Source organism: Dyadobacter luteus (assembly GCF_003383615.1).
Classification (GTDB): domain Bacteria; phylum Bacteroidota; class Bacteroidia; order Cytophagales; family Spirosomataceae; genus Dyadobacter; species Dyadobacter luteus.
Map to the genome: position 1 here is coordinate 1 of NZ_QNUL01000001.1, position 12,505 is coordinate 12,505.

Below are 12,505 nucleotides of genomic sequence, written 5' to 3' on the forward strand. Positions count from 1 at the left end.
ATCTAAAGATAATCAATTTCGAAAAAATAAACAACCCAATAAAAGCAAAAAGAGGCTGCCCTTTTGAGACAGCCTCTTTTATTTTAAAAGTAAAAATTAACCGATTTAACGATTTCATAATGTGTTTATCCACTAAGGAATTATAACAACGGTTACTTTGGTAGCAGGTAATCACAAAAAATAGCCATATTCATGAAGAATTTACTAATCTCTACGCTTGTACTCATTCAGATGTTAGGATGTAAGTCCAATGAGCAAATTCCACAACAGGAAACAAGGAATATTGACGCGCTTTACCAGCAATTTCATGGTAAATACAGGATAGTGAGTGCAGTGAGCAATGAAGAGGTTGACGTGAATCTGGATGGAAAAGCTTCAACGGATTTACTCACTGAAATAGAAGAACTAACGATTGGAAGCTTGACAAATCCTTACTCAGAGATCAGGATTTATAAGCCATCGCAGTTGAATCCGGAGGCATCCTTCCTTTTTACGCAGGCCTGGCCGCAGCAATTTGTGAGAATGGGCAATGGAAAAGTATGGGACGGCCTGGAAATGATTGCTTACAATCCCAACTACAGTTTTGCTTATGACATGAAGGTTGTCGTTAGAAAGTTTGATTTTTCCGAAGATTTGAAACAGCTTACAGTAGTACCTGACAATTCAGAAGCGCCAATCTTTTTACAATCATCTCCAAAAAGTGTTTCTGTATTGGATGATGGTAAAATAGTGGTAACAGCCGACAGAAAAATTTACACCAGCGAAGGCGTAAAACAGATTACTGTCACAACTACATATGAGCGATTCACGATGACAACGTAATCGACAGATTGTGATACAATCCTGAAACCGAGAGCTGCACAGCGCTCAAAATGCCCGACTAACGACCGGGCATTTTTTACTTATGAAGGCACTCGAATCTATTCCATTAATTGTTAATCAATACTTTATTTCAAGCATCTGCTCTTACTACCAGACCACTTTCCCTATTTACAGCCTTGCATCAAACTCCGCCCCCAAACCAGGTATTTTTCATTAATGGGATCGTAAACAAGAAAAGCACCACGTAAAGATGCTCTTCTTGTTTTTTGCGTGATCTGACTAGCGCCATCCCAAACCTGGAGCGACATGCTCTAATATGGAAGACAGCACATGTACATTATACTCAACTCCCAATGTATTGGGTATGGTCAAAAGAATAGTATCTGCCTCCTGAAGCGCTTCGTCTTCTGCCAGCTCTTTGATGAGCCTGTCTGGTTCTGCAGCGTAACTTCTTCCGAAAATCGCACGTTTGTCCTGTTCAATCATTCCGATTTTATCTCGCCTGTCGGACTCCTGTCCAAAATAATAGCGATCCTGCTGATTGACCAGTGCGAAAATAGACCGGCTTACAGAAACTCTTGGTTCACGGTCATGGCCGGCTTTCTTCCATGCATCTTTATAAAGTCTGATCTGTTCGGCTTGCTGCACATGAAACGGTTTGCCACCTTCGTCGTATTTCAGGGTAGAGCTCTGAAGGTACATTCCATTTTCAGCCGCCCAAACTGCAGTCGCATTGGAAGCCGCACCCCACCAGATACGTTCTCGCAATCCCTCTGAATGTGGTTCCAGACGGAGTAAGCCGGGAGGGTTCGGAAACATCGGATAGGGATTGGGCTGAGCAAATCCTACACCTTTGAGTCTTTCAAGAAACTCCAGGGCTTTGCGTCGTCCCATTTCCGCGTCAGTTTCGCCCTCGGCAGGCTCATAACCGAAATAACGCCAGCCATCAATCACCTGTTCCGGCGATCCTCTGCTGATACCCAGTTGCAATCGCCCCTCGGAAATCAAGTCAGCCGCACCCGCGTCTTCCACCATATACAAAGGGTTTTCATAACGCATGTCAATGACACCAGTTCCGATTTCTATTTTGCTTGTTTTAGCGCCGATGGCTGAAAGCAAAGGAAAAGGAGAAGCCAATTGAGATGCAAAATGGTGTACCCGAAAATAAGCACCGTCTAAACCGATTTCCTCAGCAGCTACAGCCAGATCAATAGATTGTAGCAAAGTATCACTTGCTGTCTGAGCCCTGTAAGCCGGATGGTTAGACCAATGCCCGAACGATAAAAATCCTATTTTCTTCATTTAAGCGTCTTTCAGATTTTTTTCAAAATCAATTTCAAGTTTAGAAAGCTTATTTTGCTCTAAAAGTTCCTGATTGCTGCTAAGCCTGAAAGTACGCATAGCCATAATCCAGAGGCGGAAGATATTTTTCCCCGCCTTTTTGTATCTTTCAGCTTTATTACACCCTTCAGAATGACAGAAGAGCCCTTACACTCGACGGAGCTGGATAGCCAGCAGGAAGAAAAATTAAGAGACTTGACCTCTCAAAGCTGGAATCTGGAGCTGGTGATTTCCGGAGCTGCGATGTTTGCCATACTTCAGCTGCCCGACTTGCTGGATGTTGCATTTGGCTATTTCCGGTTCAATATGCTGAGTCATACAACGGGGATGCTGGGCCTGCTTCCTTCGATGGTCTACAGTATCATGAAAGCAATTTGCTACGTACTTTTCGCAGCGTTTCTGACCAACTTTGTGATGAGGGCTTTCTGGGTAGGGCTGGTTGGTTTGTTAAGTGTATACCCCACCGGTATTCACTATGATCGCATCCCTTTCACTCCCCGGTATACCCAGGAAAAAATGGCTGCCAGATTTGGTTCGCTGCAGAACTATATCATAAATCTGGACCGACGCTGTAACATTGTATTCGCTGTTTCTTTTTTGATCGTTTTTATTTTCATTATCGTAGCGTTAGGCTACGTGGTGGGTATTATTGGTTATACGGTTATCCGGCCTATGATACCGGACCAGTATGCTTTTCTGATCAAAGTGGCAGCGATCGGATTATTAATTGTATATATGGCCGCAGCCACGATATTGAGTTTACCCGCTGTGAGGTCAACACCCCGCGGAGCTGAGCTACACTACAGGTTTTCCAATTTGTTACGATTTTTATATTGGGGTTTGTCTAAGCCTTTCGGATTCATCATTAATACCTTTTACAGTCATATTCCCAGCAAAAAAATGCTTCGTGTGATGGGAATGATGACTTTTCTTTTCATCATTGTAATGATCGTCAATTTCTTTACAGATTTTACAAGACAAAACAAGCAAGTATCTGTACTCAATACCCGGTTTCTGTACTCTGCACGTTATGATAGCTTATTTGTAAAAGCAGAATCGTATGACGATAAGCGTGCGGAAGGAACTTACATCGAAACCGCTTCTGTTCAATCCGATGTAATTCGTGAGCCATTTATCCGTCTGTTCGTAGCTTATCCCAAAGCACTGGATACACTTTTAACAGAACTGACCACGGCACTGGTACTGGATGGGAGCAGACCGGTACAGGAAAGACGACGGAAATATGCAACATGGAGTAGCGAGCAAATAAACAAACTGATGCAAATCAGGATAAACGATTCACTGTATACGGATCCGAAATTACTCTTTACACTTCGGGAAAATCCGGGACAACAGGGATGGCAAACTGTTCTTTTTCCTAAAAATCTGAAAACGGGTCAGAACTATCTGAACATCGTCATTCAGCCACTCGACAAGCAAAAACCTACCGAAATCGCCACAATTCCGTTTTGGTATTCAGCTGAGTAACTTTACCTTTCAACACCCTGACACGCATTTGGGCTTGTCATGTTCGTTATCCCATATACTGACTTTTGCCGTCGCCATGGCATAATTTCGTTGTTCAGGAGATTTAAGCTGTAGTTCGTCGAAAAGATAAATTAAATACAACAACATTTTCTTCATTTGTTGCAGGATTCCCGAAAGCTGATAGCTGCCTGTAAATCCGTGAGCTGATGGCATTTTAAACAGCTCGCTTCGCCGAGAACCCTGACCCAAAATATCAACAGCGGCCCATTTAAACTGCTGGAATTCTGTAATCCGGATTATCGGTAATAATGGTATTAAAATCAGTAATTTGTATACAAATCTTTATAAAAAGAATATAAATCTTTGTAATCTACAATTGTACCGGTTGATTATAAAAAGCCGGACATCTATTTCAACTCAATCACCATGGCTACATATAATCTTAAAATTAACGGAAAAACGAAACAGGTAAACGTAGACCCGGCAACACCAATGCTTTGGGTGTTACGTGATCATCTGGATCTGTCCGGAACCAAGTACGGATGTGGAATTGCGCAGTGCGGGGCTTGTACCATTCATTTGGAGGGAGTTGCTGTGCGGTCATGCCAGCTGCCTGTGTCTGTCGTGGGCAAGCAAGCAGTAACCACCATTGAAGGTCTATCGGAAAAAGGAGACCATCCCGTACAAAAGGCATGGTTGGAACATGATGTTGCTCAGTGCGGCTATTGCCAGTCGGGACAAATGATGGCTGCAGCTTCTTTGCTGAAAGCTACTCCTAACCCGACAGACGAAGAAATTGAATCCCAGATGAGCGGGAACATATGCCGTTGTGGAACCTATCTGCGGATCAGGGAAGCGGTAAAATCGGCAGCTAAGAAATAGATAATCCTAAACCGGGAAATAAAAACTTCACCATGAATAACTCAAAAACAACCTATAACAGACGCTCGTTTCTTAAAGCTTCGGCGCTTTCGGGAGGAGGACTGCTTTTGACCGTTACCTGGTTATCGGGTTTCAGGTCTGCCGACAAAATGGAGGCACTGAATCTGACTGAGCAATGGACAGAAATCAATGGCTACATACATATCACTGCTGATAACAAGATCAAACTTATATGTCCCAATCCGGAATTCGGACAAAACGTGATGACTTCTCTCCCGATGATACTGGCAGAAGAATTAGACACAGACTGGAAAAATGTTTCAGTAGAAATGGGACCGCATGACAACACTAAATTGGGCGCGCAGTTTACAGGAGGTAGTAATTCGGTGAGAATGTACTGGAAACCCTTGCGGCAGGCAGGGGCAACAGCCCGGCAAATGCTACGTGAGGCTGCGGCACAAACGTGGAATGTGCCTGTTTCTGAGGTAACAACGAAAGCGGGCAGGCTTTCACATCCGAACGGAAAATCTGCTACATATGGCGAATTCGCCGGTAAGGCTGCAACGATTCCTGTTCCCAAGGATATACCATTGAAATCACCGAAGGATTTTACGATTGTAAGAAAGCCGACGAAGAATGTTGAAGGGACTAAGATCGTTACGGGTAAGCCACTTTTCGGACTGGATTATAGAACAGAAGGTATGCTCATTGCCATGATCCAGCATCCACCGGCTTTCGGAATGAAACTGAAGTCATTCGATTCCGCGGAAGCTCTGAAAATGCCTGGTATTAAAGATGTTTTCAGCATACAATTATATGCAGACGGTTTTGAACAGGCCGGTTTCGATACACGCACTTTCAACAATCTGCTGGTTGTGGTAGGTGCCAGCACATGGGAAGTGATGAATGCGCGTAAAAAGCTGGTGGTACAATGGGAAGCTGCGGGTGACGTGAAAGACACCATGGCTGGCAGGGACGGCAAAAGGGAGGTTGTTGTTCCGGGAGCACTGGAAAGTTCGGGTTCGCAAATGTCACAAATGCAGGAGTATGCCAAAAGGCCTGCACAGTTGCTGAGAAAAGACGGAGATCCTGAAGCGGCGTTTAAAAATGCAGCGCAGGTGATTGAGCGCACTTATAATGCTCCATTTTTGGCACACAATACCATGGAGCCCATGAATTTCTTCGCCCATGTTACGGATGAGAAAGCATTGCTTGTCGGTCCGTTGCAGGCACCGGGATGGATAGAACCAACGCTTACCAAATTGCTGGGTTTGCCGGCAGATAAAATTGAAATTCAAATGACACGTATGGGAGGCGGTTTCGGGCGCAGAGCCTACGGACATTACCTTTCTGAAGCTGCGCTGATCTCAAAAAAGGTGAAAGCTCCCGTTAAACTGATTTATACCCGTGAGGATGACATGACCTACGGAATTTACCGGCCGATGTATACCGCCACATATCGCGCAGCACTGGATGCAGAAAAGAATCTGATTGCATTCCATGTAAAGGGTGGGGGAATTCCTGAGCATCCCATACATGCCAACCGTTTTCCCGCTGGTGCCGTGGACAATTATCTGGCAGAAGGCTGGCAAATTCCTTCAAACATTACCATCGGTGCTTTCAGGGCGCCACGTTCGAACTTCAATGCGGCCGCAGAACAATCGTTTTTGGATGAAGTAGCTGAGGCAGCCGGCAAGGATCCGATAGAATTCAGGTTACAGCTTTTAAAACGAGCGAAGGAGAATCCGGTAGGTAAAAACAATGAATATGATCCGGGGCGATATGCCGGAGTTTTGGAACTGCTGCGCGAAAAGTCAAACTGGAACAAGCCCGGAAACGAAAAATACAATCGCGGAGTGGCCGCCTACTTTTGCCATAATTCCTACGCTGCGCACGTGGTGGATATGGTCACCCGGGATGGACAACCGTATGTGGAAAGAGTATTCAGTGCAATGGACTGTGGAATTGTGGTCAATCCTGATGCGGCCAGAAACATGGTGCAGGGGGCTGTTGTGGATGGTATCGGAAATGCCTTTTACGGAGCGCTGACACATAAGGACGGTGTAGCACAACAAAACAATTTCCACAATTACCGTATGATCCGTAACAATGAAGCTCCTAAAAGCGTGGAAGTTCATTTTGTGGAAAATGACATAGATCCAACAGGATTGGGAGAACCTCCGTTTCCTCCGGTCTTTGGTGCAGTTGCCAATGCATTGTATAAAAACAAAGGCAAACGATTCTATAATCAGCCATTTCAGCCTGAGATTGAGAAGGCGATGTGATATACAAACAATTTTAATGGAGTGCATCCGCTGATCTGCACTCCGTTCATAAATTACTCCTATGAAAAAGACCGTATTGTTAACAGCGTGGATGTATTTATTGGTGATCGGAATCTTGTCGTGGCTTGTATTTCAATCTCCCCGGAAACCAATTGTATATGACGGGCCTCCTGCTCAAATTGACAGCACGGCACTCTATCCCGAGAATGTCAGATTAGCCGAAAAAATAAAGCCCGACTCTTCCGGCAAAAAACTAGCCTGCCTGTTGCAGCCTTTCTGAAATAATTTTCATCACAGAATTTTTATTAATAGGAAATGATTATGGCGTATTTTTGTGGCTCAGAACAGTGCTACAAGCTACAGCTTTAATCATCTGAGATTTGATATAACAATGGATTTACTACTTCAAACCAAAATTTACAATATTCTGGCAGGTCTGGCGGACGACTCCGGTCACTACGTTGTTCATTCTCGGTATTATTTTTTCGGTCAGCAAATGTATAGTTGTGAGCCGCTACATCTGAGTAAAGATACCGTCAAGGAAATTGAACTAACAGAAAACGGTATTCAATGCAGAATGAAGCTCGATTCGGATATCGGAAGCAGCAACTTCCCGATTATGATTCCGTTTGTCAACATAGAAAGAATAGTGAGACTCAATGAGCATATGGAAAAAAGCCAAAGCATGGTATGGAAGCGAAATGTTTGTTGTAAAGGGGCAAAAAACAAAACCTGTCCATCCTTTATGGCATCTCATTACGAGTATTGACAGAATGGAATCTGATACAAAGATTCAGGATAATCAATACCCTATTTATTTGCTGACGGCACGCGGTATACGGATAAGGTAAGGGCAATAACCGCCAGGCCAATGAGTACAAGGATGAAAATCGCCACCTCTGAAGCATGTAGCAGATAGCCCGACTTACTGCCAAACAAGCCCGAGCCTAATCACTAAGACAAGATTACATCCGCCATGCGCGCATTTTTTGACATACTGAAAAAAAATGTGTCCAATAATCCGGGCTACTTATTGACAAATGCATTTGTGCAAAGCATGTATTTCCTGACAACAGAACCAGACCCGGGAGATCAACAGGATTTTTTTAGTTCAGGCATTGCTCTGTATTATTGCATCAGTTTTTAATGAATTTTTGTTATTCGGATGAAGGAAAAATCTGACAATATTCCACTTCATATTTTGCCGGATATACAGTTTCTGGCTTCGGATCAGATAGTCGCTTTTGGTGAGCACCGGCCCAGCCATCGGATCAACTTTTTTGCTATTATTTGGTTCAGTGAAGACAAAGGTGAGCAGTTTATAGACTTTGAAACATATCCTGTCAGAAAAAATCTGGTGTACCTGATCTCGAAAAACCAGATACATTCTATTCCTGCAAGTCAGCTGCCTAAGGCAAGGGTGATTGTTTTCTCTACCGATTTTTTTCATCGGATCGACGAAATGTATCTTCGCCAGCTATTTCTGCCTTTTGAGAATAATGGTATTGAAATCCCTGAGGATATGGTCCAGCCTCTACAGAATCTGTTTTCATTGATGTTGCTGGAATGCGCAGGACAGTCTGATACCTCACTCTTATTAAAGTATACCACCGCATTTCTTCAGCATTTATACCGCTTCGCAGCGCACCGGCTCCCTGTGGCAAGTGGTGAGGATACCCGTATTGTGAAGCTTTTGCAACTGGTTGAGCAGCATTTTAAGGAAAACCGGTCCGCCTCTTTTTATGCCGGTCAGATTGGCTTGACTCCGAAACGGATGAACGAAATCTTACGGAAGAAGGCGGGAATCACGATCAATCAATTAGTATCCCAATTGCTTCTGATCGAGAGCAAACGTGAGCTGTTTCATGGTGATTTTTCCATTAAAGAAATTGCTTATAGTCTTGGATTCACCGACCAATCCTATTTCGCTCGTTTTTTCAGAAAACATACTGGTATCACTCCGGAGTTATTCAGGCGACAGGCTCATTTGTAAGTCTGAACACCAGCTAATAATATCAAATGTTCAAATTGTGCTAACGATCGGTCAGATTGTGCGCCTGTTTGAAAACGCGTTTCCCGACCTTTACATCATCACATTTAAGATGAGGTAACATGAAAAAGCTAGAAAATAAAGTAATCGTAACTACAGGTGCTGCTATGGGACTCGGGTATGCAACCGCTCTTGAAGCCGCAAAAAATGGTGCTCAATTATCACTTATAGATTATAACGCTGAATCGCTCGAAAAGGCAAAGGCAACCATTGTGACCCAGTATCCGGAAGTAAAAGTTCTGACCACTGTGGCGGACGTTTCGGATGAAGCAGCAGTAAAAAATTATGTCGATAGCACAGTTTCCACCTTTGGTAGGATAGATGGTTTTTACAACAATGCCGGTATAGAAGGCCGACAGGCTTCTATGGTAGATTATGACCTGGATGTTTTCAAAAAAGTGGTTGACATTAATCTGATGGGTGTTTATTATGGTTTGAAGTACGTTATTCCTGTCATGCAAAAACAGGAATACGGAAGAATTGTTAATGTGGCTTCGGTGGGAGGAATTCGTGGAGTGATGAACCAGACTCCTTACGTGGCAACCAAACATGCCGTTTCCGGTATTACCAAAAATGCAGCTTTGGAATATGGAAGATACGGAATCCTTACGAATGCAATTGCCCCGGGTGCAATTCTGACACCTATGGTTGCAGAGGCGTTCAAACAGGTAAATCCTGCTGACCCGAAACAGGCTGAAGATCATTACGCACAGTCTAATCCGACAAAACGCCTGGGTCTTCCGGAAGAAGTTGGGAAATTAGTTGTATTTCTGCTCAGCGAAGACTGTAGCTATGTTAGCGGTCAGATCATTGCCATTGACGGCGGTCAATCCAACTCTTATGGTAATGTTTAGAATACCATAATTTTATAAACAGGCTTCTCTCGTTCAACTGGAAGAAGCCTGTTGCGATAATTATTAATGATCTCTCGAATTAGCTAATAATAATCCGATGACTTTGACAGTATAATCTTCCTTCTGGATTTTCACAAAGGACAGCCTATTTCCCAAATATGTCCGTAAGGATCCCGCAGCTTCCCGATCTTCCAGGATTCCTCCAGAGTTACCGGACAAATCTGAATCGCTCCCGAATTCACAGCTTTATCGAAAATCGTCTCAGGATCCGGAGTGGTTAAAATCATACGTACAGGTGAACCTCCGATTGTTGCCGGACTATAATTGCCGTACTCCGCTTCCTCATCTCCAACCCAAAACACCGAGTTTCCTATACTCACCTTCGCCATAGTTTTACCATCGTTGGTATACTTAAAAAGCTCAGTAGCTCCCATAGCTTTTACATAAAAGTCCACTGCAGCCAAAGCATCATGTACGACAAGGAACGGTACAATTTGTAATTGCGAATCAGCACTCATAGTTTTTATTTTATTGTAGGTTGGTCAATTCGAACTTTCCGAAGGTGCCCGATGTAAGCTGCTAAAATGCGACAGGAACCTCTCCAAAATTAAAGAATAAAGACTTAGAAAAATAATATGACTACACGGCCATGATCGTATGGACAGGAAGATGCACTTCAAAATTGACTCTGCGTTGTGCGCAAGAATTAACAAAGAAATTAAGGGAGGAACAAAATAGGTTTGGTTCATCGTTTCCGGCCTGACCTCATTTCAAAATTGTCAAAATTTAAAAGTCCAAGCAGCCTATTAAATGCTCAGATGAAGCCGATACAGAGACCAGTATTCACAATAGCGATTTTAGCTCTGAGGCCGTTTGAATATACTAGCCTTAGCTGATAAAGACTCTTAAATCGGGAAAATCTTCAATAGATCATGGCAAAACATCCCCATCAAAGTGTGTTTGAGACCGTACCACGCCAGTAGCCGCTATTTCTGATTTCATGGCTCTATAGTTGTGAAATGCCTAAAAATGTGCCTGGAACGCCGCAGCTGGTACCATTATTTCAGCCTTCTGACTGGTATGCTAAATTATGTTTCACGTCGGCCTGCCGACCTAAATTTACCAGACTTGACAGAAGATATCAACACCTTAGAAAACCATGAACTTGTGAATGCGTCCCCGGATCAGATCTTCGGGGACCTGTTTGAAGCTATTCAGTGCAGTCATATTTTCGACGACTCCAAGACATTTGCCGATGCAATCCCGCTTAACGATCCTGAGCAGATTTGCGCACAGTATCAACGCGAAAAAGGCCAGACCGGATTCGAAATAGCTAAGTTCGTAATGCAGCACTTCCGCATCCCGGAGCACATAGCATCAACATTTGAAGCCAATAGGAAAGAATCTGTCTCTAAACACATAGACAGGTTATGGCCTGTTTTAACCAGACAACCTGATCAACAGGAGAGGGGCGGTTCTTTAATACCATTACCAAACCCGTATGTAGTACCGGGAGGGCGTTTTCGGGAAATCTACTATTGGGATACCTATTTTACAATGCTTGGTCTGAAGGAATCAGGCAAAACGGATCTGATGGGAAGTATGATAGAGAACTTTGCTTATCTGATAGAGCAGTTCGGCTTTATCCCAACAGCCAACCGTACGTATTATCTGAGCCGTTCGCAGCCTCCCTTCTTCTCGCTGATGGTAAAGCTTTATGCAGACTCCGAAGGAGCGGACGTGCTTTCACGGTACCTTCCGCATTTGCAACAGGAATACGACTATTGGATGCAAACCCCGGAGGTGGACGAACCCTTCACAGCCTACCGGCGGTTGGTGAAACTGCCGGATGGTGCTTTGCTTAACCGCTACTGGGATGATATGGACACGCCAAGGCCCGAGTCCTACATTGAAGATATAGAGCTGGGGGAAATAGCGCATCAGCAGTTCGCAACGCCGCCCCGGGATACATACCGGCATATCAGGGCAGCAGCAGAATCGGGCTGGGATTTCAGTAGCCGCTGGTTTGCAGATAAAAACGACTTTTCTACGATCCACACAACTGATATTTTACCCGTGGATCTGAATTGTCTGATGTATTTTCTCGAAAAGACCCTGGCAGATGCCTACCTGCATACAGGCGATAAAAAGATGCATTTGAGATATGAACAAAAGGCAGCCCGGCGTGCGCTGGCAATTGAGACCTACTTCTGGGACGAGCAGAAACATTTTTATATGGATTATGATTTCAAAACCCGTAGTGTCACCAGCCATATAACTCTTGCCGGCGCATTTCCCTTGTTCTTTAAACTTGCATCCAATCATCAGGCCAGGTTTGTGAAAGGATACATACGGTTGAATTTTATGAAGTCTGGTGGTCTTCTGACCACAAACGTAGGCTCTGGACAGCAATGGGACTCGCCCAATGGCTGGGCTCCTTTGCAGTGGATCGCCTACAAAGGGTTACGTAATTATAACTTTCACCAGGCGGCGGATCAGATATCAGACGAATGGCTGGGTCTGATTGAGAAAGAATTTAAACATTCGGGTAAGATGCTTGAAAAATACAATGTCTCAGATACCAACCTGATCGCCGGGGGAGGTGAGTACGAAGTGCAGGAAGGGTTTGGATGGACCAACGGCGTATACCTGAGAATGAAAAATAAAAAGTACATGAAGGAGATACAGGCCTGATAGATTTTTCAAAGGTTCTTAATCAAAAAGCGCAGTAACAATATGATGTTGCTGCGCTTTTTGATGGGCTGCATAAGCTGATCGTTGCG

The 12,505-nt window shown here is 44.0% G+C and carries 12 protein-coding genes; 9 read left to right on the forward strand and 3 right to left on the reverse strand.

Annotated features, from left to right (window positions below):
• Positions 1-192: 192 nt before the first annotated feature.
• Positions 193-822 carry a hypothetical protein gene (locus DSL64_RS00005; protein WP_147300305.1) on the forward strand — a complete coding sequence of 210 codons (630 nt, stop codon included), beginning with the start codon at positions 193-195 and terminating at the stop codon, positions 820-822.
• A 279-nt stretch (positions 823-1,101) separates the two neighbouring features.
• On the opposite strand, the gene DSL64_RS00010 is transcribed toward DSL64_RS00005, so the two are convergent.
• Positions 1,102-2,124 carry an LLM class flavin-dependent oxidoreductase gene (locus tag DSL64_RS00010; RefSeq protein WP_115828604.1) on the reverse strand — a complete coding sequence of 341 codons (1,023 nt, stop codon included), beginning with the start codon at positions 2,122-2,124 and terminating at the stop codon, positions 1,102-1,104.
• Positions 2,125-2,295: 171 nt separating this feature from the next.
• Here DSL64_RS00010 and DSL64_RS00015 point away from each other — a divergent pair, with 171 nt between their 5' ends.
• The gene (locus DSL64_RS00015; RefSeq protein WP_115828605.1) at positions 2,296-3,651 is read left to right on the forward strand and encodes a hypothetical protein; all 1,356 of its coding nucleotides are present in this window, start codon (positions 2,296-2,298) and stop codon (positions 3,649-3,651) included.
• A 9-nt stretch (positions 3,652-3,660) separates the two neighbouring features.
• Here the strand turns inward: DSL64_RS00015 and DSL64_RS00020 are convergent, their stop codons facing one another.
• The gene (locus DSL64_RS00020; RefSeq protein WP_115828606.1) at positions 3,661-3,864 is read right to left on the reverse strand and encodes a hypothetical protein; all 204 of its coding nucleotides are present in this window, start codon (positions 3,862-3,864) and stop codon (positions 3,661-3,663) included.
• A 213-nt stretch (positions 3,865-4,077) separates the two neighbouring features.
• Here DSL64_RS00020 and DSL64_RS00025 point away from each other — a divergent pair, with 213 nt between their 5' ends.
• The 6 genes from DSL64_RS00025 (at position 4,078) to DSL64_RS00050 (ending at position 9,722) form a co-directional block, all read left to right on the forward strand.
• Positions 4,078-4,533, forward strand: a complete 456-nt coding sequence (locus tag DSL64_RS00025) for a (2Fe-2S)-binding protein (RefSeq protein ID WP_115828607.1) — start codon at positions 4,078-4,080, stop codon at positions 4,531-4,533.
• Positions 4,534-4,565: 32 nt separating this feature from the next.
• Positions 4,566-6,818: a xanthine dehydrogenase family protein molybdopterin-binding subunit gene (locus tag DSL64_RS00030; RefSeq protein ID WP_115828608.1), complete on the forward strand. Its 2,253-nt coding sequence runs from the start codon at positions 4,566-4,568 to the stop codon at positions 6,816-6,818.
• Between the two features lie 61 nt (positions 6,819-6,879).
• Positions 6,880-7,098 (forward strand): hypothetical protein, encoded by a 219-nt coding sequence (locus DSL64_RS00035; protein WP_115828609.1) that lies wholly within the window; start codon positions 6,880-6,882, stop codon positions 7,096-7,098.
• Positions 7,099-7,209: 111 nt separating this feature from the next.
• Positions 7,210-7,587: a hypothetical protein gene (locus DSL64_RS00040; RefSeq protein ID WP_147300306.1), complete on the forward strand. Its 378-nt coding sequence runs from the start codon at positions 7,210-7,212 to the stop codon at positions 7,585-7,587.
• A 396-nt stretch (positions 7,588-7,983) separates the two neighbouring features.
• Positions 7,984-8,811, forward strand: coding sequence for a helix-turn-helix domain-containing protein (locus DSL64_RS00045; RefSeq protein ID WP_115828611.1), 828 nt, complete (start codon positions 7,984-7,986; stop codon positions 8,809-8,811).
• Between the two features lie 119 nt (positions 8,812-8,930).
• Positions 8,931-9,722 carry an SDR family oxidoreductase gene (locus DSL64_RS00050; RefSeq protein WP_115828612.1) on the forward strand — a complete coding sequence of 264 codons (792 nt, stop codon included), beginning with the start codon at positions 8,931-8,933 and terminating at the stop codon, positions 9,720-9,722.
• A 131-nt stretch (positions 9,723-9,853) separates the two neighbouring features.
• Here DSL64_RS00050 and DSL64_RS00055 read toward each other — a convergent pair whose 3' ends face one another.
• Positions 9,854-10,240 (reverse strand): VOC family protein, encoded by a 387-nt coding sequence (locus DSL64_RS00055; protein ID WP_115828613.1) that lies wholly within the window; start codon positions 10,238-10,240, stop codon positions 9,854-9,856.
• Positions 10,241-10,850: 610 nt separating this feature from the next.
• On the opposite strand from DSL64_RS00055, the gene treA reads away from it, so the two are divergent.
• Positions 10,851-12,416: an alpha,alpha-trehalase TreA gene (gene treA / locus DSL64_RS00060; protein WP_229216896.1), complete on the forward strand. Its 1,566-nt coding sequence runs from the start codon at positions 10,851-10,853 to the stop codon at positions 12,414-12,416.
• Positions 12,417-12,505 lie beyond the last annotated feature (89 nt).